This is a genomic window from Paraglaciecola psychrophila 170 (assembly GCF_000347635.1).
In the GTDB taxonomy this organism is placed as follows: Bacteria; Pseudomonadota; Gammaproteobacteria; order Enterobacterales; family Alteromonadaceae; genus Paraglaciecola; species Paraglaciecola psychrophila.
Genome location: NC_020514.1, coordinates 653,437 through 675,850, shown reverse-complemented (window position 1 = coordinate 675,850; position 22,414 = coordinate 653,437). Strand labels below are relative to the sequence as shown.

Here is a 22,414-nt window from a genome sequence, read left to right as displayed (position 1 = left end):
AACCACTGCTCTTAACAAATTTTATACACTTACGAAAAATTAAAACAGGTAAAATTATTTTTTTATTTTATCACTTCCTTTTTATAAGCACTCATCTAGCAAGATTGTAAATAATTTTTATGATGCATATGATCATTAAATTCACTGATATTTATTGTCTTGGGAAAGTAGTAATAAGCTAGCGCTAACCTTAGGCTGAAAAATAAAACCGGATTAAAAATCAATCACTTTATATATATGTATATTTTAGATACCTATAAGCATTTTACATACTCATTTTTTGCAACACAATATGCGCCATCAAATCAGCGGCACTAACTAATAAATATGTAAGCCCTTGTTTTAAAAAATTTTTTATATGTGTTCCGTTAAGAGATCACAGAGGTTGGATTTATTTAACAAAACTTGAAGACTATAAATATATATACTTAAAAAACCTACACACAGGTAGATGACATGAACATAAAAATCTTTTCAAAAAATTTGACTGGAATAGTAGTTGGCTGCTCTATTTCACTTTTCTCCTTTGCCGAAGTTGTAGTTGTGATTCATCCAAGCAACGATGCTGCACTAAACAAAAAAGGCGTGCAGCAGATTTTCCTTGGTAAAGAGAAAAAGTTCTCGACCGGTAAAGAATTATTACCTGTTAACTAAGTGTCTTCTTCAGCCGTCCGTGGCTCTCTCGATACCGACACATTAGGCCGTAGCTCAACCCAAATTGCGGCTTACTGGTCAAAACAGGTTTTTACTGGCAAAGGGATACCAACCGAAGAATTAGACAACGACGAAACGGCTCTAGCCATAGTGGCAAATAATCCAAATGCTATTGGCTACTTAGATAGCGTATCAGTTTCTGGTGCAGTCAGAGTCATTTCGTTGAACTAATTAGGAGTATTATTATGAAAAAATTACTGACTATCGCGGTATTAACAGCAACCACACTGACTGCTTAAGCAGAAGTACGCATTAATGGTTTTGCTAATTTGATTGGCGGAATAACCAGTAGCGATGAAACCCTTTTCGGCTAAGAAGATAATATAAGTTTATTTGCGGTCCAAGTCAGTGGGGATATAAACGATAAAATGACGGCAACTGGACAAATTGTGGCTCGCGCTGACAATGATTACAATGCTGAATTCGAATGGGCGTATATTACTTATGCTGCGACTGACAAAATCAGTATCTCTGCTGGCCGTCTGCGTCTTCCACTGTTTAAATATTCTGCTTCATTAGATGTAGGTTACTTTTATCACTGGGTTAATGCGCCTCAGTCAGTTTATGACGTGCCGTTTAATAATATTGAAGGCCTTAGAGTCGACTACAGCGACTATGCGGGTGACTGGGAGTATTCTATGCAGTTTGCTTATGGTACTTACGACAATACAAGCGAAACCTTCAGTCTGTCTGGCAAAGATACTATTGTATTTACTGGCGAAGCACAAAACGAAGGATTTAAAGTTAGAGCTGTTGCAGGTCGTGCTAAATCTACTTTTATAGTCCCTGGTTTAGAGCCTATTTTTGCTGGAATTCAGCCTTTTATATCAGCTGATTTATTTAACAATTTGAGATATGAAGAAAGTACCGGCACATTTTACGGTCTTGGTCTTGAGTATGATGTCTACAATTGGTTTGTAAGTGGCGAGATTACTAGTATTGATTCAGAAAAATCATATCTTGCAGAAGATGTTGCCTATTATGTTACTGCTGGTATACGTTTTGGTAAATTCACTCCGTCGTTAACCTATGAAGCTAAAGAAAGTGATGATGCTTTAAAATTTGCTGACCAAATCAATCCACTTCCAGCCAGCTTACAAGGCACGATAGCAGTTTTAGAAAGTACTTTTGCTGATGATGAGGAAACGATTACATTGGCTTTACGTTATGACTTGGATACCAATGTGGCTCTGAAAGCCGATATTATAAAGTATACGGATAATCTAATTGATAGTAATGATGCCACCCTAGTGCGTGTAGGTGTTAATTACGTTTTCTAGATAATTATATATTCAGTAAAAGGTCGCATTATTTGCGACCTTTTTTATGTGTGGCATAAAAAAGGTCGCTATTATTAACATCGCTTTACAAAGTCCTATCGGATTTTTTTGGTAGCTATGCTAATCTGCAAACAAATTTGAAATAAGTTGTGAGAAGTATGAAAAAATTATTATTGTTACTTAGTATAACTTTATTAATGCCACTACAGGCCTGCGCTCAAGAAAAATGGCGCGAAGGCACACATTACAAAACCATATCAGAACAAGCGACTGAGAAAAAAGAAGTCTTAGAATTCTTTTCTTTTTGGTGCCCGCATTGCTTTAACTCTGAGCCTCTGGTCAAAGAAATCAAAACCAAATTGGCTGATGATGTTGAATTTAAAAAAGTTCATGTGAATTTTATGGGCTTCACCAGTGCCGCCATTCAGGACGATGCAACTAAAGCTATGATGGTAGCCAGAGAGTTGGATAAAGCGGATGAGCTTAATCAAGCCATATTTAAATATATACACGAATCCCGCTCAGCCATAACAGGTCTTTCAGACTTAAAAAATATCTTTGTGGTAAATGGTGTAGAGCCAGATGAATTTGACAAAATGATCTCAAGTTTTGGCGTAAAGAGTAGGTTAAATATGAATAACAAGTCTGTACAAAAATACCGAGAATACGTTAGTAGCGTACCAAACTTCATTGTTAATGGTAAGTATCAAGCAACATTTACAAGGGATATGGAGCTAGACGAGATGGTTGATTTGATTGTATTCTTATCAAACAAAAAATAATTAAAGCTTCAACAATATAATAAGTCCTTTAGCCGGTTGTTTAGCAACCAGCTTTTCCTTTTAACCACAAAATTTATAAATAAACTTTAGAAGGGTTTTTATGCGCCAGTCATTTTTAATCGTGTTTTTATGTTTAATCTCATTTAATTCCTTAGCACAATCAAATTGGCAAGAAGGTACTCATTATAAAGTGATCGCTGAAAAGGCGAGCGTTAAACCTAAAGTGCAAGAAGTGTTTTCTTTTTGGTGCCCAGCTTGTAACGCATTTGAAACCATAGTGCCGCAGATAAAACGTGCTCTTCCCGCAAATATCCCCTTTCAAAAGATACATGTTAATTTTAATGGCAGTACCTCTAAAGATACTCAGAATGACGCAACGGCAGCAATGCTGGCAGCTAAAGCCCTAAAAACCGATGGGTCTTTCAACAAAGCGTTATTTAACGCTATTCATCAAAAAAGGATAAATATAGCCAGCAAATCTGACATCCTCAGTGTCTATGCAGAAACAGGAGCTGATACCGCTAAGCTAGAAAAAATGATGAGTAGTTTTGGTATTCGTAGTCAAGTTGCCAAAAATGACAAAATTGCTCGGGGCGTAAGAAGTGTTCCCACCATCATTATCAATGAGAAATATCAGGCCATATTCACCCGCGATATGACCCCAGAGCAATCTGTTGAGCTTATCAGCTGGTTGGTTAAACAGAAGTAACAACACTGGTCTTCGGGCTACTTGTACCAGCTAAAAAATAAAGATAAAAGCTTATCACCACAGAGGAAAAGGAGCGCTTTCGCTTCACAGAGGAAAAGATTCGATAGCTTGTTTGTTTTTCCTTTGTGCACTCTGTGGTAGTAATTTTTTCTTTTAACCAACAACATATCCTTCAAAAGCATATTAAACTGATCAGTTCATTAGTTGTTAGTTAGACAGAAAAACATCAAATGCTTTAGACCAATGTGTACAAACAGGTTAAAAAGGCAAATATAACCTTCCTCTGTGTAGCGCCAGCGCTCGTTTTCCTCTGTGGTAGTAAACTTTTAATTTTTTCACTCCAAACTAGTCGTTCGTAGCTAAATTTAAAACAAGCCCATTTGTTGGCTGGTCATGTCTTCAAAGGATAAAGCTATGAAGGGCAAAATTCCTTCGGCGATAGGTTTGATTTGTTTATCCACGTAATGGTCGTAATCTATTTGGCTGGTTAGATATTCAATTGGTTGTGGGCCATTGATGGTGATTACGTAAGCTATCCAGCCTTTATGCTGATATCTGAGTGTTTTACCTGAAGCTGCATTTTGCTGATCGGCCAGCCTGGCTGCCTTTACATGGGGCGGCACGTTTTTTACGTAAAGATCTAGTCTACGGCGAATACGTTTGCGATAAACCAATTGCTGGTCAAGCTTGCCTGAGCGTGTATCTTCGATGATTTGCAGTAAGTAATCGTGAACATTTTGCCCTGCAAATACCATTTTATATAGAGTAAGCTGAAAACCTTTCGCCAGTTGCGTCCAATCTGAGCGAACAGTTTCTAAACCTTTAAATACCAGTTCATCTCCGTCTTTAGTGGTTTTTAATCCTGCATAACGCTTTTTGCTACCTAATTCTGAACCACGGATAGTCGGCATTAAAAACTGACTGAAATGGGTTTCAAATTCAATTTCTAAATCACAATCGAGTTGATGGATCTGCTGAATGTTGTGTTGCCACTTTTGGTTAATGTTAAGCGCCAGTGACTGGCCTATTTGTTTGGCTTGTTGCTCTGTATATTCGCCATCTAACCACACAAAGGTTGAGTCAGTATCGCCATAAATCACTTGATAACCGGCTTCTTCAATCCATTTTGCTGTGGTCTGCATAATATCATGTCCACGCATAGTGATAGAGCTGGCTAGTCGCGTGTCATAAAATGGACAACCACCTGAGCCTAATACGCCATAAAACGAATTCATAAGAATTTTTATTGCTTGACTACGTGCCGCATCTTGGTTTTTCTTAGCTGCATCGCGCTGTTGCCAGAGCGAAGTAATAATGTCTGGTAAGAAGTGCTTATCGCGACTGAATTTAGCCCCTCGATACCCTTCAATAGCCTGTTCTGGAAATAGTAAACCTTCCACTAAACCAAGTGGATCAATTTTAAAGGTGCGCATGATGGAAGGATATAGGCTCTTAAAATCAAGTACTAGTACGTGCTTATATAAACCTGGCTTAGAACTCATCACATAACCGCCGGGGCTAGCTAGACCGCCATCCTGTGGACGATTAGGTGCGATATACCCTGCCCTGTGAAGCTTAGGTAAATACAAATTGATAAAAGCAGCAACCGAGCCCCCCATTCGATCTAATTCCAGGCCGGTTAGCTGACCACGTAAGGTTAAATAATCCATCACCTTGGTATGCTCAAAAATATCTAGAACTAGCTGGCAATCTTGCAGATTATATTCTGCTAGCTTGACTTTATTATGTTTAAAATCATGTTCAATCTGGGCAAGTCTATCGTCAACATCTTCTGTCTTTTTACCTTTGCCTAAAAGAGTTTGAGCCACATTTTCTAAGCTAAAACTATCGAAGTGATAGGTCGCCGTTTTAAGAGCATCAATACCATCAACCACCACTCGACCTGGCATCGAAACAAAACCCTGATTCACTTCATTTCTGGCATCTCGCCATAAGATAGGATGATTATCACGTCCCAAGGACAATTCAACCTTATGCAATGCAGCGCGTTTGATTAGTAAACGAAAGTCAAAATTGACCACGTTCCAACCAATGATAATGTCGGGGTCGATTTGACTCACTTGAATTACGAACTGCTGCAGCAAGGCTTTTTCATTTTCTAACCAATGGATCCAATCATCTTCTACTTGTGGCTTGCCAATCATCAATACACACTTATAAGTGTCGCTGGCTAAACCAATGGAGAACAACTCGCCGTGTTCACTGCATTCAATATCGATGGATAGTAGACTGAAGTTCGGTACAAATTGACTAGGCTTGCATTGAATTTCTGTGATTTCGGTTGGTTCATTTACAACTGGTGAGCCTGAAAAGCGGGCACTTCCATAAACAAAACGCTCCATCAAATAGCGTTCCGTTAAACGTATATCATCCTCATAACAAATAATATGATGCTGCCTTAAGAGTGTTTTTGCTTTATAGAATGAGTGGTTTCTATCGAAGTACATTCCACCTACAGCTTGATGTTCAAACGTTTTTAAAGCTAAAGGTTTGTAACTATGCTCAATTCCGCTTTGCTTGAGCAGTTTCAATGTTTGGTGATGATCTTTTTGATCTATGAAAAACACACCCTGCTGCGCTGTTGATAATCCCTTCACCACGCCATTTTCAGTAATAAACCAACATTCAATATAGGTTTTACCTTGGCGTTCTATATTGCGTGCTGTAAGGATAAATCCCTCAAAGGAGACTTGCATAAATAGCGGTTCTATAAATTAATATGATGGCAAGGTAAGGGGAATTGCAATAGATAGCAAGTAACAACATAAACACATAACTATAATATATATCAGTACCTGAATTTTATCATCACACCAGATAAAAGGGATTTCGGAAGATTGAGGAACACTTTTAAAAACAAATATGAAACCGCTAGATTATACCAAAGCAATCAAGTAATAGTGGTGAGCTTATCTAATGAATGCGCATCCAATATTATAATTTTTACGCCTAGTGACTAAAAAAACTAGCTCAATTGTCTGATGTTTCAAGCATCAAACAGATATTGATGAGGTCTTTTTATTGGCACCTGTATTATTTAGATGCTTAGGGCGTCCTGCTAATACATGAATATGCAGCCCGCATGAATAAGTGTGATAATTACACGACCTGAATCAACTGCAGGTATCTCACTTCTATTTTCACAGATAAAAAAATGGCCTCAAAGAGGCCATTTTTTTATGGTCAGTAGCTTTCTGATTTAAAAAGAAAACGACTCACCTTCCATGTTGAACTTATCGTTCTTTAGGAACAATTCTTTACAGAGTCTAAATTCTGTCTTTAAGCACAGCAATTATTGGTGAGTTGTCTAAGCCATTTTCTGATCCCCAAGCGATGACAGTTTTGCCGTCTTGCTCCGGAGCGCTTAAGTCACCTTTAGACATTTTCTTAACCATCAAGGTACCTGTTTCAATTGCGTTGTTAAGCATAGCCGTGCGGATAAGGCTATTACCACCACAAGATATACCAGGATAGTAATCTTTAAGCTTAAGTTTAAAATCAGATTCAACACGCTTCATTTTTTTACGTAGTTCGCCTTTGTCATCTGCTTTAACAATAGTACAAATGTTTTGTAGCGCTTCACTTACATCGGCTTGAGCATTGCCCACAGTAAATAAAGCAATAGTAGCGACAGCGATGGTAGTTTTAACTAATTTAAACATGGTCAAATTCTCGAAGTTATATTTAAGGAAAAAATGAAACTTGTTCTGTTTCAATATTGGTCATTAAAGAGTAGTTTGAGTGATTAAAAAATATACAATATGATATTTAGGTATGGGACTTAATAAGTTTAACTTTATGGAAATCATTTAAAAATTACATAGTATAAAGTTTCAAACCTAAAGAATCCAGGGAGTGTAGGTGCATCTCGATAACAACTTTTGATTGTTTATTATCTCAACATACAATTTTTCAATTCGCATCCAGCGCCTTCTCGGCGCAAGATATTAGAAAGGCCATTTCTGAATTTAAAAATTTACTGCTCTTGTCGTGTAAACACCAACTCATTGCCCTTACTTTTTTCAGTTGAAAACTGATATCCGCCCACTATCGCAACCTGTTGCAAATTGACTCACCTCGGTTAATTGATTTCGTAAAATATACCGTGCCATCATGCCTCTGGCCTTTTTAGCGTAAAAACTGATCACCTTATACTGGCCGTTTTTACAATCTTGAAACACAGGTGTGTAGATTTCTGCATTCAACACTTTAGGTTTAACTGCTTTAAAATATTCATTCGAAGCAAGGTTAACCAACACATTGTCACCTTGGGTTTCGATGGCTGCGTTCAACTTATGGCTAATACGCTCATCCCAAAACTGATATAAATTTTTGCTTACGCCTATGTCCAGTTTGGTACCCATCTCTAAACGATACGCCTGCATCAAATCCAATGGTCGTAGCACACCATATAAACCAGATAAAATACGTAAGTGTTGCTGAGCATATTCGAAGTCTGCTTGACTAAACGAGCTTGCATCAAGCCCGGTGTAAACATCACCGTTAAATGCTAATAAAGCTTGTTTCGCATTTTGGGTATTAAAGGGTGTGTTCCAACTGGCATAACGGTCCGCGTTCAAGCCTGCCAATTTATCGCTGATTTTCATCAACGATCCAATTTTAGCTGGACTTAATGTTTGGCAATGGGTAATTAGCGTCTGTGAATCATCCAGCATTTCTGGTTGAGTATAGGTGTCGGTTGCTGCTGGGGTGTCATAGTCGAGGTTTTTGGCTGGCGAGATAACAACTAACATTCAATCCGATCCTGTAATGAAAAATTTATATTTAAAAACTATCTCTTTGATATGTGGGATTCGTTGCCAAATACAAGTTGGTATTTTAATTTTCTTTGTATTTCAAAAGCGCTTCAGCCAATATTAAGCTTTATTGACTTACAACATACTCAACAAAGTAACGAACAGTTAAGGATAAATATGTACCTAAGATTTTTAGGCATCGCCACCATCGGTTTATTATTATCGAATTGCGCCAATATGAATGAATCAGATTGTTTAACCGCAAATTGGCAATTAATAGGTTTTGAAGACGGGAGTTTCGGTAAGAACGAATCACATATTTCTCAGCATAGAAAAGAGTGCGCCGAGCACGGTGTTACTCCTGACTTAACGGCTTATCAAAAGGGACACTTTGCTGGTTCTAAACGTTTTTGTACAGCAAACAATGGTTTCACTCGAGGTCAGAAGGGCAAAAATTATAGCCGTAGTTGCCCTGAACAATTTGAAGCTGAATTTTTAGCTGGGTTCGCAGATGGTCAGACCCTATATGGCTTGAAAAAATTATTAAATCAACGCTCTGCTGAGCTCGAAGACGCATATAAAAATTTAGATCGACTTGAGCACAGTATTTCTGAAAAAAGCGAACTCATGATTGCTGATGGCCTTACACGAGATCAACGCATCATTATTAGAGATGAAATTGTGCAATACCAGCAACAACAGGATGAGCTATTTAGTGCCTTACCCGAACTAAAACAGGAGTTTGAAAGCGCTCTTCAAACTTATGAGTTAGGTAAACAAGAATTCTCTTATTATTAATAAGAGAAAAAAATTGCCTTAAATTATCAGAGGGCTTGAGCAAAACTTTCATTATTTATAAATGCTATGCAATGTTAAGCGCGCCTTACGATTGCGTGATTTCTTATACATATTATTTTTGCTCGCAATCTTGGCGTTTTACTGGCGTCTGCTATTTAACAGATATATCCTATCCCTATTGTTTTTTATAATCATTCGGTAAGCATTAAGACATATGATAGTCACCTTACTTCTTTGATTTCCTAATCAATTTTGCCAAGCTATGCACATTAAAAAGCGATAGCGAATAAAGCGTCATTACTTACAGAGGATAATATGTCTAACCAATTACAAGCACTACGAGAAATCACCACTGTTGTGGCTGACACCGGCGATATTGAAGCCATTAAAAAATACCAACCGGTAGACGCGACCACTAATCCATCACTGTTACTTAAAGCAGCAGAAATGCCGCAATATAAATCTCATTTAGAAAGTGCTGTCGCATGGGCGAAACAACAATCATCTGATGCCGAGCAACAGATTATTGATGCAGGCGACAAATTATCTGTGACTATTGGTACTGATATTGTCAATATTGTACCTGGAAGGATTTCTACAGAAGTTGATGCTCGTTTGTCATTTGATACCGATGCTAGTATCGATAAGGCCCATAAGTTGATTGCGCTTTATAAAGACGCTGGCATCGACAAAAGCCGCATACTGATCAAGTTAGCCTCTACTTGGGAAGGTATTAAAGCCGCAGAAGTGTTAGAAAAAGAAGGCATTAACTGTAATCTCACGTTGCTGTTTGGGTTTGCTCAAGCTCAAGCTTGTGCAGAAGCCGGCGCGTTTTTAATCTCTCCGTTTGTTGGACGCATTCTTGATTGGTTTAAGAAAAGTACAGGAAAAACAGACTACACATCGGCCGAAGACCCGGGTGTTGTCTCAGTCTCTAAAATTTATAACTACTATAAAGACCATGGTTATAAAACAGTGGTTATGGGTGCAAGTTTCCGTAACACCGGTGAAATTACTGAATTGGCGGGTTGTGACCGTTTAACTATTGGTCCTGCTTTACTTGAAGAATTATCACAGACACATGCACCTTTGCCGATTAAGTTAAAAGACAACGGCGCAACCAAAACACCTGGGGCACCTTTAACAGAGGCTCAATTTCGCTGGAATATGAATCAAGATGCCATGGCAACTGAAAAATTATCTGAAGGTATTCGTAACTTCGCTGCTGACCAAGTTAAATTGGAAGCCATGTTAAGAAGCTACTTGTAAGCTAACGTAGTAATTTTCAAAGCGTCGAATTCGGCGCTTTTTGCTTTTTAGTCGTGTTTAAAGCCATACCTGATCTTTATCTTATATTGAGAAAATAAAATGACAGCACTAACTTCATCACCAGCGTGGCAAAACCTTGAAAACTTAGCCACAAAGATAAAAACTCAACATATGCGTGACTGGTTTGCTGCAGACCCGCAACGTGCTGAAAATTTTACTCAAGCCGCCTGTGGTATTGAATTAGACTTTTCAAAAAATATTATCACTGATGAAGTAATGCAAGCATTGCAGACACTTGCCACTGAATGTCAGGTAAGTGAAAAAAGCCAAGCAATGTTTGCTGGTGAAATCATCAATCACAGCGAAAAGCGGGCTGTATTGCATACCGCACTGCGAAATTTTTCCGGCAAACCTGTATTGGTAGACGGTGAAGATGTCATGCCAGAAGTGTTAGCTTGCCAACAAAAGATCCAAGATTTTGTTAGCAGCGTGCACAGTGGTCAGCGAAAAGGTTATACGGGTAAACCCTTGAAGCAGATTATCGCCATTGGCATTGGTGGTTCATTTCTTGGTCCTAAAATAATGTCAGAAGCCCTTAAACCTTATGGGTTTGAAGGAGTGAAAGTACATTATGTTGCCAACGTTGATGGCTGTCATATCCAAGATGTTTTGGCTTCTGTTGATCATCAAGAAACCTTAGTGGTGATGTCATCTAAGTCTTTCACCACCCAAGAAACCTTACAAAATACTCTGACCGCTAAAGCTTGGTTTTTAGCGGCAGGTGGAACACAGCATGATATTGCTAAGCACTTTATTGCGGTGTCTTCAAATATTAAAGCGGCTACTGAATTTGGCATGGCAGAAAACAACATTTTCCCTCTTTGGGATTGGGTTGGCGGACGATATTCACTTTGGTCTGCGATTGGTTTACCTATTGCATTAACCATAGGTTACGACAACTATCGTGAATTATTGCAAGGTGCATTTGAAATGGATGAACATTTCCAAAATGCACCCATTGAGCAAAATCTGCCAATGATATTAGCGTTGTTAGGGGTGTGGTATGTGAATTTTTTTGGTGCACAAAGCCACGTTTTATTACCTTATTATCACTATTTACGTGGTTTACCCGCTTATGTGCAACAGCTGGATATGGAAAGTAACGGTAAACGTATCGCAGGTAGTAACACACAGGTAGATTATGCAACAGGCCCTATCATCTGGGGCAGTGAAGGAACCAATGGCCAACATTCGTTCCACCAGTTGATTCACCAAGGTACTGTGCTAGTACCTGCAGACTTTATGTTACCGCTAAAAGTCCCGAATCAAGATGATAAGCACCATGCCATGTTGGCCTCTAACTGTTTTGGTCAAACACAGGCCTTAATGCAAGGCAAAACCTTTGAAGAATGTAAGGCTGATTTGGCATCAAAAGGCTTGGACAACGCCACACTTGAATCACTTGCGACTCATAAGACCATGCCAGGTAATAAGCCGAGCAATACTTTGCTGTTCAACCAAGTAGACCCTAAAACTTTAGGTGCATTGGTGGCGATGTATGAGCATAAAGTATTTGTTCAGGGTTCGATATGGGGTGTAAATTCATTCGATCAGTGGGGGGTGGAACTAGGTAAAGAACTGGGTAATCAAGTACTTGATAAACTGTTCAACACTGAGGCTAACTTGAACTTTGATGCATCAACCAATCAGCTTATTAGCAAGTTTAGACGGGCCAACGAATAACCGCGAAGCAAGCACATGTTGCTAGCTACAAAACAAAAGACAAAATTTATTTACCAAAGAGGAAAATGAGCGCTTTCGCTACGCAGAGAAAGAGATATATCCACTTTTTTCCTCTGCGCACGGCACTCGTTTATCTCATTTTCCCTGTGGTTTAAATTCTTTTGCATTGAGTATCGTAACTATATTCGTGAGCTATGATCCCAAGGACAAAATTTATGCATCACAGAGGAAACTGAACGCTATCGTTACATAGAGTAAAGATAAATACGCATTTTCACCTCTGTGCGCAGCACTCGGCGACCTCTTTTTTCTTTGTGGTTTACATTTTTTTGCTCTTATCTTTCGGTATCGTAGCTACTCCTACATAATTTTTCTTGTCACTAAACATTCACTTTTTGTTAATAAAAGGGACAAATACTTATACTATTCTGACGTTCTGTATGGTAAACAGTATTTAAGCTATTGTTTTATGTCGATAATCACAAAAGCTTGAAGAGTATTTTTGTAATCACTGCGCTATAAAAAATAAGAAAGGAGATCAAAATGGATAAGTCCGAATTATTGTCTACCTTAGATTCAGAGACCAAGTCGTCTAAAAACAAAGCAAACAAACGCAAATGGCGAGAGATTGAAGCCATCCACGACAGACAGCGACTTAAACAAGAATTACGAGAGTTAGGAATGTCATCTGAAGATGCATTAGAATTTTTATAAATGTAAAGCCCTGAATCTCAGGGCTTTTTTATGTTACCCATACCGCTTTGCTACACAGAGAAAAGATCTGTTTGATTTTTCTTCTGGGGTTTAAATTCTTTTGCTCTTAAATTTTAGCTTCGTTGCTGAATCTACTAGCGACATGATAAAAGATAAAATTTATTTACCACAGAGGAAAATGAGCGCTATCGCTTCACAGAGAAAATGGTCTATGTGATTTTTACTCTGGGGTTTAAAGTCTATTGCTCTTAGTTTTTAGTTACGTAACTGAATTTTCAAGCGACAAAATAAAAGACAAAATTTATTCACCACAGAGGAAAATGAGCGCTATCGCTACACAGATAAGGTGATACATCCGTTTTTACCTTTGTATGCGGCATCACATCAGACTCATTTTTCCATGTGGTTTAAATATTTAGCTTTTGTTTAAAGCTCGCCACTGATTGCTAATTGTTATTTTAGGCAGGTTAACTGGCTATAAGGTTAAACTTGCCAATTAATCTGGCTTTTACTTTGCTGTTTTAAAAGGTCATTGGTTTGAGAGAAATGTTGGCAGCCAAAGAAGCCTCGGTACGCTGATAATGGAGATGGATGGGGGCCACTGAGTACATGATGTTTATGTGTGTCTATTACCGAGCCTTTTCGCTGTGCGTGGCTACCCCACAACAAAAAATTAGTCCATTACAATGTTCACTCAACTGTTGAATGACACTATCAGTAAATCGTTCCCAACCTATTTTTGCATGAGAGTGAGCTTGTGCTTGTTCGACTGTCAGCACGGTATTAAGTAACAACACTCCTTGCTCTGCCCAACTTTGTAAAAAGCCATGTTGCGGAATAGTAAACCCTGAAATATCAGTAGCTAATTCTTTATATATATTCACCAACGAAGGAGGTGTTTTAACGCCTGGTAATACCGAAAAACATAACCCGTGAGCTTGATTAGGGCCGTGGTAAGGGTCTTGTCCTAATATCACTACCTTAACCTTAGCCAGCTCAGTTAGGTTGAAGGCATTGAAGACATCTTGGCTAGGTGGGTAAATAGTTTTACCTGCAGCCCTCTCACTTTCGACAAATTTCATTATCTGCTGAAAGTAAGGTTGCTGTTTTTCTTGACCGAAAATATCTGCCCAGGTGGTCATCTGTTTAAATTAGCCCAATAAACTAAACAAATGTGTTTTTAAAACCTGATAATCACAAGGTAATTCAACTGACAAGCCTTCTTTACCAGCACAATCTGCAAGAGGTTTCGGTAGGCTGATAGGCTGACCTAAAACATTTTCTACCGTTTCACGAAATTTAGCGGGATGAGCAGTACCTAGAAAGATACCAGTTTGCCCTTCTTCCATTTTTCTAATTAACGCTTTGTAAGCAATCGCAGCGTGGGGTTCACTTACGTACCCTAATTGCGCTAATTGACGCATTGCCACTTGAGTGTACTCTTCGTCGATTGTGGCGCCCGAAATATCAGACTTGTCGACCTGACCTTGCTCAATCATGGCTTCAATTCGTGGCCAGTTATTGGGTTGGCTCACATCCATTGCATTAGACAAAGTAGCAACCGTGTTTTTAGGATCCCACTCGCCCGTTTTTAAATAACGTGGCACCGTATCGTTTAAGTTGGTGGCGGCGACAAAATGTTTGACTGGTAAGCCCATAACTTTTGCAATTAAACCCGCTGTCAGGTTACCAAAATTACCACTAGGGACTGAAATCACTAAATCTTCACGCTCGGCTGGCGTAAGCTGTGACACGGCTTCAAAGTAATAACAAACTTGCGCAGCTAATCGGCTTATATTAATAGAGTTGGCAGAGTTGAGGTGCAATCCATCACGTACATCAAGGTCATCAAAGGCACTTTTCACCAATTGCTGACAAGCGTCAAAATCGTCATCAATTGCCACGGTATGGATATTGCCACCAAGCGTTGTAAATAACTTCTCTTGTAGCTGGCTGATTTTACCTTTTGGATAAAGAATTACTACATTGATATTTTCGATGCCATAAAACGCATGGGCAACAGCGGCGCCAGTATCACCCGATGTCGCTGTTAAAATAGTGATCGGCTGACCATCTGATATTTCAACTAAACACTGAGCCATAAAACGACCGCCAAAATCTTTGAACGCTAATGTAGGCCCATGGAAAAGTTCCAAAGCATACACATTGTCCGTAACCTTAGCCAAAGGAGCGCCAAACTCAAACGCTCGCTCAACAATACCTGCAAGCATTTCGCGGGGTAATTCATCACCAATTAAGGTGGCTAAAATTTCTACACTGCGCTCAACAAAAGGCATCGTTAATATTGATTCAATATCATTAAATTTAGGTAATTTTTTAGGGAAAAATAATCCTTGGTTTTTGCCTAAACCCTTTTTTACTGCTTCTGCAAACGTGACTTGCTCAGAGGCATCTTTTAAATTGACGAGTTCCACTTTACTACCTTTTTAATACTTAAGTGTTGTACTAATAACAGGGCGTTGGCCTTATGTTATTAGCTCCGATGAAAGCTATCGCTTTCAAGAATGGCTTATGGATGCACCACTCGTATCTAACTGGCAAATATGACTAAAACCGGTGTCATTTTGAATATAATTATAAGTTAGCCATTGATTAATTATTTTGGCATTTTCTATATTATCGCACACTGCAAATACTGTTGGCCCAGAACCTGAAATACCAAAAGCTATCGCGCCATGTTGTTCTGCAAAAGCTCTAGACTCGTCAAACCTTGGCAACAGCGATTTGCGGTAAGGTTCAGCAATGACATCTAACATCATAGCTGCGGCAAGTTTTTCATCCTTTCGATATAACGCGTCAATAAAGACTGCCAACTGACGCCCAAATTGGATCGTATTTGACATCGAAACCTGCTTGGGTAAAATATTTCGCGCCGCAGCTGTCGATACATTCATTCCCGAGTAACAAGACACCCAATACCAGTTTTCAAACATCGGCAATTGTAATGCTACTTGTTCTTTATGTTCGGCCATTAAGGTTAGACCACCTAAAAAGCATGGTGCAACATTATCATAATGTACACTACCGCTAATTTGTCCTTCCAGTTCACCCATAATCAATAATAATTCATTTTCAGTAAAAGGGATTTTACCAAAATACTCAGCAAAAAACTGATTCAAACCATGTAAAGCGGCCACAATCGAGCTAGCACTAGACCCTAAACCACTGCCAATAGGTAAATGTTTATGCAGTGTCATTTTAAGTAAGGGGATAGCGCTTTTTGCATGGCCTTGCTGTTCTAACACAGCAATAAAATGCTGATAGCAGCGAGTGACAATATTGCTATCTGGATCAGGTGGCAATTTGTCGGCAAACCGCCCTGTTACGACAAGACTAAATTGTTCTGCAATTTCGATATCGACTTCATCACCTAATAAACTGCCGTCTATTGGTTTTAATGCTGCGCCCAGTAAGTCAAAACCTAAGCTCACATTTCCGATTGAAGCTGGCGCATAAGCTCTAAGTATCGATTTTTTCATATTTGCTTCTGACATTATATAGATTGCTTCCAGGGCATAGTGCGCATGACATCTGCAAATACGCCAGCGGCCGTCACCGCAGCACCAGCTCCATAACCTCTTATGACATATGGGATAGGTTGATAATAATGACTATGTATAGCCAACGCATTTTCGCCTTCTTTTACCATATACAGTGGATGCGACTCATTCACCGCCTCAATACTGACCACACACTTGCCATGATCAATCGAGCCAACATAACGCAACACTTTACCTTCATCCTTCGCAGCCGCTACTTTTTGAGCATAATAATCGTCTAATTGAGGTAAACGTGTCATAAAATCATCGATACTGCCACTGGCATCAAAAGATGACGGTAATATGGGTTCTATGGTGATGTCAGATAACTCAAGAGTTAAACCAGATTCACGAGCCATAATCAGTAATTTTCTGGCTACATCCATACCACTTAAATCATCACGTGGATCAGGCTCAGTAAAACCATTCTTTTTAGCAATTTCAGTTGCCTCAGACAAACTCAAACCTTCGTCTAACTTCCCAAACACAAAGGATAATGAACCGGACAATATTCCCTCAAAACGCACTAATTCGTCACCGGCATAAAACAAGTTTTGTAAATTATCGATAACAGGTAAACCCGCACCTACTGTGGTTTCATACAAAAATTGCCGATTGGTTTTTTGGGCTGTTTCGCGTAACAATTTATAAAATTCAGTACTGGCTGTATTGGCTTTTTTGTTTGGTGTGACAACATGAAAGCCATCTAACATCATCTGAGGATATTGTTCTGCGATTTTAGAGCTACTAGTACAGTCAATTATAACAGGGTTAACCAAGCTATTGTGGTGCACAAAATCCTGCAAATTTTCGAGGGATAATTGTTTGTCGCTTTGGTTTAGGTCTTGCTCCCAAGAAACATTCAAGTCGATACCGTTAGATTGCAATAATAATTTTTTACTGTTTGCAATTCCGTATACTTTTAAACTTATATTTTTTTCAAGTAAAGATGCTTGTTGGCGTGCAATTTGGCCTAAGAGCTCTGTTCCAACGCTACCGCAGCCCACTAAAAAAACATCGATTGCATGCAGATTTGAGAAAAAATTCTGATGCACTACCTTAACGGCTTTTTTCGCTTTGTTGGCTTCGATTACAGTGGAAATAGAGCGTTCAGATGATCCTTGTGCTATCGCCACGTTATTCACTCTTGCTTGTGCCAATGAGCTAAAGAATTTAGCAGCCAAACCTTTAGAATGGCGCATACCATCACCTACCAATGTCACAATAGCCAATTCATGGCGTACTTCAATCGGGTCCAGTAAATGATTGCTTAGCTCTAAAGTAAATGAATCTTCTAATAAATCCTGTGCACGACTCGCATCTTTACTATGAATACAGAAACTAATACTGTATTCAGATGAAGACTGGGTGATCAGGCTAATAGATATATTTGCATTAGACATGATTTCGAACACACGGCTGGCCATACCGACCATACCTTTCATGCCAGGACCTGCTACATTAAACATGGTCATATCATCTAAATGCGATATTCCTTTTACGCTAGTCCATTTAGTGCTCGCTTCGTTGCTGATTAACGTTCCTGGCGCAGATGGATTAAGCGTATTACGAATTAAACATGGGATATGGTGTTGAGCGATGGGACCAATCGTTTTAGGGTGTAGCACTTTGGCGCCAAAATAAGACAGCTCCATGGCTTCTTGATAAGTCAGCTTATCAAGTAATACTGCGCCTTCTACTTGGTTTGGATCAGCATTATAAACGCCATCTACGTCGGTCCAAATTTCACAACATTCTGCATCAATACAGGCAGCCAAAATAGCCGCGGAATAGTCTGAACCATTTCGGCCTAAGGTGACTTTTTCACCGGCATCATTAACCGCAACAAATCCAGGCATGATTAAGATTTTGTCACCGGAGATATCGACATCACTAAAGCGTGCCTTGCTAGCAGAAACATCGGCAATACTGTCTAAGTAGTCACCTTCAGCAACAATATAGTCAACCGGGTCGATAATGCAGTTCGCATGGCCCAGGCTGGTTAAAATCTCACTGAAAATATTCACACTGACGTATTCACCAACACTCAACACTCTCGCAACAACTTGCTCAGGCGCACAACGCAGCAATGCAAAGCCTTCTAGATGCTGATTCAGGTCGTTTAAAGTATGTTGAATGAAATCGGCCAGTTTAGCTTGAGAAAAATTTGGTAAGCTAATTTTTAAGTCATCTAAAATACCAAATAAAACCATATTTAATTTTGCAAACAATTCTCCATAATCTTTCCCCGCTGCGGCTTCGTCACACAATAACGATAAGGCATTGGTCACGCCCTTTGGAGCAGATAATACAACAGCCGCGCCCACGTCATTGTGGCATGCGATACTAATATCTTTTACTCTTAAGTAACGTTCCGCATCAGCGAGAGACGACCCGCCAAACTTCAATACCTTCATATTTAACTCCTTTCCTGTTTCAACACTCTGTGTTTACCACGTATTTTTTAGGCACCCAAATAACAAAAAAGCCCGCGGTGGTTGCGGGCTTTTTATGTGTAATGCTTTTGCACTAGCCAGCGACCACCCTATTAAAGGTAATAATCATCAGCATGCTGGTAGTGAGTGATTTTATTGTTTTCATATACGCAATTTGCCGTATAGACGTCTATATGTCAACTAGCACTTCGAGTTGTTTTGTTATTTGATATTCCTGCACCAACTTCTGCGGCTCTAACGCTCCATTATTTGAACTTAAATAGAGGCGGGTATGTTGGAGTTTTACATAATGAAAGAAATTAATAATGCTTACTTAGACTTTGGTATCACAACGCTATCGTTGCAACACTTATTATTTAAGCTTTATTGCAAAGCCACTAAGATTGGCTTTATATTTTAATGCCAAGATACTGATTGCAGTAAAAAATCATTGAAATGTACGACTAATTACCTTTTGTAAATTTATTATGATGGTCGATAGTACCCACATACAAATTAAGATGTAAAAACATATGATTTATCCTTGGGTAGACAGTGCTAATAAAATTTTTAGGATCGTGGTCATTGTACAGTGGCTAATATCACTATTCATTGCGTTTTTCACCTCTAGCTGGACTGAACCATTTTTATTGGGTTTACCTATTTTGGCTCTACCAATCATCCTCAGTTATACCCATGCTTCCAAACCTATTAGTCGATATGCTTTTGCGATAGCCGTTCAACTTTTTGCCGCGCTACATATTCAGCAAGCTTACGGTATGACAGAGCTGCATTTTGAAATATTCGTGATGTTAGCGTTTTTGTCTTATTTTCGTTATTGGAAAACGATCGCAGTTGCTTCGGCCACAGTTGCGGTTCACCATGTTCTTTTTTACTTTGTGCAAAGCGGTGGTGGTGCCTTATTGATATTCGAAGAGGGCAGAGTGTCACTTCACACCTTAGCCATTCACGCTGCATTTGCCGTAGCTGAAGGTGTATTGCTAGGTATTATGGCCAGAAGTAGTTTTAACGAAGCTAGCGGGGCGCTGATACTGAATAAAATAGTTTAAAGCATTATGCATGAAAAAGACTCTTAAAATCTCAAGGTTGAAATACCCAGTGACATTCAAAGCATTCAAGAATTTAATACCCTGATCGAAGCGTTTAAGTCTTTAATTAAAGAGTCAAATTCTCTTAGCAGTAACGTTTCAACTGTTGCCCAAAAGGTAAATAACTCTTCCGGCACCCTTGATAAATCGGTGTCAATCAGTGCACAGCAAGTGCAATTAATATCAACATCTATAGAAGAAATAAGACATACCATTGCAGAAGTTGCCGTGCGTTCAAAAGAGTCAAATGTTCACGCAGAACGAGCAAGAAGTAGCACGGTAGAAACCAAAGCCTCTATTGCAGGTTCAAGTGAAAATGTGTCTCAGTTAAGGCAAACATTGACCTTAGCTTCAAGTGCTATCCAAACACTCAGTAACAAATGCAATAATATTTCAGAAGTGATGCAATCCATTAAATCTGTCGCTGAACAAACTAATTTATTAGCATTAAACGCCGCCATCGAATCCGCTAGAGCCGGAGAACATGGCCGCGGGTTTGCGGTGGTAGCATACGAAGTTAGAAACCTAGCAATAAAATCCAAAGAAAGCGCAGAAGAAATAGAAAAAATAACAGTAAGTTTGATAACCAGTGCAAACACGTCAGTCACACAAATGAATGACTGCGTGACTATGGTTGACGAGGCGGTTAGCTCATCGGGCATCGCTATGTAAAAAATGGATAGCGTGGTGGATAGCTTCCAACTAGTATCAGACAATATTACCACTGTGGCGTCATCTGCGGATATGCAATCTAAAAATGTCAAATCTATTAATGACTCGACACGTTTATTGCTGGAGTTATCTGGCGAAGGACAAAACAACGTCAATATCGTCAAAAACGAGGCGCTAGAACTAGCCGTATTGTGCAAAAAGCTTGAGCAACAGCTACAACAATTTTCGGTATAAACTATGTCTGTTAAATGGGTTGTCGGTATTTGGTATATTGCCTGTTCAGCAGGATTGTTGTCTCTTTCTGCCAGTCAGCTTAACGAATTTGATCCTCAATCAAAACTCTCAATGGCTATCACTGATATCGAATTCGAACAAAATTTCGACAAGCAATTACAAAAAAATCACTCCTCAATTGGACAATCGATAATACAATTTTCTGATAATAATTGTTTTTGCGAAACGCTGGCGCAACCTCATATAACTCGTCTGTCTAATGATATGCATGCTAACGGTTTCCACAATATTCATATTAATATAAAGACACTACCAGAATTTTCTCAATTTGTTCCATCGACTCCAGCCGTCGCCATAGTGGGCGCACTAAAAGAACTGATATACCTAGGGCCCTGTTCAGAAGGGTATGGGTGTTTACAAGGCACGGGGTTAGTCGACGCGCTACTACCCCAAATAAATAGCAGCACAGCTGAAAACACCATACTTATTATGGATGCAAAAGGATGTTATTGCGAAACGTAGTCAGTCTCTATCTAAAATAACCAGACCCGGACCCGACACTTGTAATTCATCATCTGGATTATAGATAAGCAACCACATCCAATACAAACATCGAGTGAGTCTCGAAGCTTGGTCAACCCACGAATTTGCTGATCCAATCGCTGCTGCCAGCGTTGTGACAATTGCGCCTAGTCCTTTTTATCAGGTGTCCGACCATCTGGCATACCTAAGAAGGTTTGATGGATACTGCTCAAACTGATCCCTAACTTTTGCGCGGGTTTTATGACAGATATTCTGCGTAACACATCTCGCTTATACCGTCTTTGGTTACCTTGATTGCGCCAACTTTTAATCAATCCTTTTTGTTCATAAAAATGCAGCGTTAAAATCTTCACCCCAGTCCGTTTGGCAACATAACCTACTGAAAAATTAGCGTCTTCCATCACCCGCACCTCTTAGTAAACAAGTATATTAAATATAGAGAAAAAACACTTTACCTCAATCTAACATGAGGTTTTAACATTACACTATCGAAAACAGCACACGTTAACTCAACGAGGTAAATATGATGAAAAACCTAACAACCACTATCAAAAATCACTTTAAAACAGCATTGAAAAAATCTTAGAAATATACAATGGCACTATGTATTTCAAGTAATAACCGAACGCCTTAATAGGTAGCTATAAATTAAGGAATAGCCAACCAAACCAGTGACAGTGAGGAGATAAAGCCAATACTCCAAAATGTGCTGCGTAATACATGTTTATCAAAGTAGTAGGCAACTAGATAAGCTAACCTTGAGGCAACAAATGCAATTGCAAAATATTCTGCTAACTGCCCTGCATTATTTGTAACAAGCACTGCTAGTGCTCCAGGGGTAAACATGATTAACGCTTCAAAACAATTTTCGTGAGCCGCTTTTGCTCTAGCGCCAAAACCCGATAAAGACTTTTGTTGCTCTCGTGGGTTTCGATTATCATAGCCACCAGCCTTACTCATAGCCAAAGCCAAGGGTGCTTTAGCGAGAATGGGCATTACAGTTACGATAAATAAACAGATTATAATGATGCTCATAGTGATGCCTTTACATTAATTAACTAACTGATATTTAAA

Annotated in this window: 20 protein-coding genes and 2 pseudogenes; 13 read left to right on the top strand and 9 right to left on the bottom strand. The window is 39.1% G+C overall.

All coding sequences use genetic code 11. The features are described from left to right. Positions 1–456: 456 nt before the first annotated feature. From C427_RS26965 to C427_RS02975, 5 genes are all read left to right on the top strand, one after another. On the top strand, positions 457–654 hold the full coding sequence (locus tag C427_RS26965) for a hypothetical protein (RefSeq protein WP_015430386.1): 198 nt from the start codon (positions 457–459) through the stop codon (positions 652–654). Continuing rightward, on the top strand, positions 655–885 hold the full coding sequence (locus C427_RS26960) for a hypothetical protein (RefSeq protein WP_015430385.1): 231 nt from the start codon (positions 655–657) through the stop codon (positions 883–885). A gap of 197 nt (positions 886–1,082) precedes the next feature. After that, positions 1,083–1,994: a hypothetical protein gene (locus C427_RS02985; RefSeq protein WP_007636352.1), complete on the top strand. Its 912-nt coding sequence runs from the start codon at positions 1,083–1,085 to the stop codon at positions 1,992–1,994. Between the two features lie 158 nt (positions 1,995–2,152). After that, a complete protein-coding gene (locus C427_RS02980; RefSeq protein WP_007636350.1) occupies positions 2,153–2,776 on the top strand; it encodes a thiol:disulfide interchange protein DsbA/DsbL in 624 nt (207 codons plus the stop codon). Between the two features lie 100 nt (positions 2,777–2,876). Then, complete coding sequence (locus C427_RS02975) at positions 2,877–3,485, top strand: thiol:disulfide interchange protein DsbA/DsbL (protein ID WP_007636349.1); 609 nt, start codon at positions 2,877–2,879, stop codon at positions 3,483–3,485. Between the two features lie 365 nt (positions 3,486–3,850). On the opposite strand, the gene C427_RS02970 is transcribed toward C427_RS02975, so the two are convergent. From C427_RS02970 to yaaA, 3 genes and pseudogenes are all read right to left on the bottom strand, one after another. Beyond that, positions 3,851–6,202 (bottom strand): DNA polymerase II, encoded by a 2,352-nt coding sequence (locus C427_RS02970; protein ID WP_007636347.1) that lies wholly within the window; start codon positions 6,200–6,202, stop codon positions 3,851–3,853. 570 nt (positions 6,203–6,772) lie between these two features. Then, entirely contained in the window at positions 6,773–7,168 is a 396-nt protein-coding gene (locus C427_RS02965; protein WP_007636346.1) for a DUF3718 domain-containing protein, read from the bottom strand. Between the two features lie 314 nt (positions 7,169–7,482). Continuing rightward, a pseudogene (yaaA, locus tag C427_RS02960) lies at positions 7,483–8,260 on the bottom strand (peroxide stress protein YaaA). A 180-nt stretch (positions 8,261–8,440) separates the two neighbouring features. Here yaaA and C427_RS02955 point away from each other — a divergent pair. From C427_RS02955 to C427_RS24460, 4 genes are all read left to right on the top strand, one after another. Next, positions 8,441–9,061, top strand: a complete 621-nt coding sequence (locus C427_RS02955) for a DUF2799 domain-containing protein (RefSeq protein ID WP_007636344.1) — start codon at positions 8,441–8,443, stop codon at positions 9,059–9,061. A 315-nt stretch (positions 9,062–9,376) separates the two neighbouring features. Beyond that, a complete protein-coding gene (gene tal, locus C427_RS02950; protein WP_007636343.1) occupies positions 9,377–10,330 on the top strand; it encodes a transaldolase in 954 nt (317 codons plus the stop codon). A gap of 99 nt (positions 10,331–10,429) precedes the next feature. After that, positions 10,430–12,073, top strand: a complete 1,644-nt coding sequence (gene pgi, locus C427_RS02945; protein ID WP_007636341.1) for a glucose-6-phosphate isomerase — start codon at positions 10,430–10,432, stop codon at positions 12,071–12,073. A gap of 543 nt (positions 12,074–12,616) precedes the next feature. Then, positions 12,617–12,787, top strand: a complete 171-nt coding sequence (locus C427_RS24460; RefSeq protein WP_007636339.1) for a DUF3545 family protein — start codon at positions 12,617–12,619, stop codon at positions 12,785–12,787. Positions 12,788–13,270: 483 nt separating this feature from the next. Here C427_RS24460 and ung read toward each other — a convergent pair. The 4 genes and pseudogenes from ung to thrA form a co-directional block, all read right to left on the bottom strand. After that, a pseudogene (gene ung, locus C427_RS02940) lies at positions 13,271–13,929 on the bottom strand (uracil-DNA glycosylase). A 9-nt stretch (positions 13,930–13,938) separates the two neighbouring features. Then, positions 13,939–15,222, bottom strand: a complete 1,284-nt coding sequence (thrC, locus tag C427_RS02935) for a threonine synthase (RefSeq protein WP_007636335.1) — start codon at positions 15,220–15,222, stop codon at positions 13,939–13,941. An 84-nt stretch (positions 15,223–15,306) separates the two neighbouring features. Further along, complete coding sequence (gene thrB, locus C427_RS02930; protein WP_007636333.1) at positions 15,307–16,302, bottom strand: homoserine kinase; 996 nt, start codon at positions 16,300–16,302, stop codon at positions 15,307–15,309. Beyond that, positions 16,302–18,764, bottom strand: coding sequence for a bifunctional aspartate kinase/homoserine dehydrogenase I (gene thrA, locus C427_RS02925; RefSeq protein ID WP_007636331.1), 2,463 nt, complete (start codon positions 18,762–18,764; stop codon positions 16,302–16,304). The genes thrB and thrA overlap by 1 nt, the downstream gene beginning before the upstream one ends. 551 nt (positions 18,765–19,315) lie before the next feature. Between thrA and C427_RS02920 the strand changes: the two genes are divergently transcribed. From C427_RS02920 to C427_RS02905, 4 genes are all read left to right on the top strand, one after another. Then, a complete protein-coding gene (locus C427_RS02920; protein ID WP_015430380.1) occupies positions 19,316–19,852 on the top strand; it encodes a hypothetical protein in 537 nt (178 codons plus the stop codon). 189 nt (positions 19,853–20,041) lie between these two features. Continuing rightward, positions 20,042–20,563, top strand: a complete 522-nt coding sequence (locus tag C427_RS02915) for a methyl-accepting chemotaxis protein (RefSeq protein WP_015430379.1) — start codon at positions 20,042–20,044, stop codon at positions 20,561–20,563. Between the two features lie 15 nt (positions 20,564–20,578). Next, positions 20,579–20,797 carry a hypothetical protein gene (locus tag C427_RS02910; protein ID WP_226991083.1) on the top strand — a complete coding sequence of 73 codons (219 nt, stop codon included), beginning with the start codon at positions 20,579–20,581 and terminating at the stop codon, positions 20,795–20,797. Between the two features lie 3 nt (positions 20,798–20,800). Next, a complete protein-coding gene (locus tag C427_RS02905; RefSeq protein ID WP_007636326.1) occupies positions 20,801–21,319 on the top strand; it encodes a DUF6436 domain-containing protein in 519 nt (172 codons plus the stop codon). 167 nt (positions 21,320–21,486) lie between these two features. Here the strand turns inward: C427_RS02905 and C427_RS28685 are convergent, their stop codons facing one another. Together C427_RS28685 and C427_RS02895 are read right to left on the bottom strand one after the other, a co-directional pair. Beyond that, positions 21,487–21,741 (bottom strand): MerR family transcriptional regulator, encoded by a 255-nt coding sequence (locus tag C427_RS28685; protein WP_007636324.1) that lies wholly within the window; start codon positions 21,739–21,741, stop codon positions 21,487–21,489. 247 nt (positions 21,742–21,988) lie between these two features. Next, entirely contained in the window at positions 21,989–22,375 is a 387-nt protein-coding gene (locus C427_RS02895; RefSeq protein ID WP_007636322.1) for an MAPEG family protein, read from the bottom strand. Between the last annotated feature and the right edge of the window lie 39 nt (positions 22,376–22,414).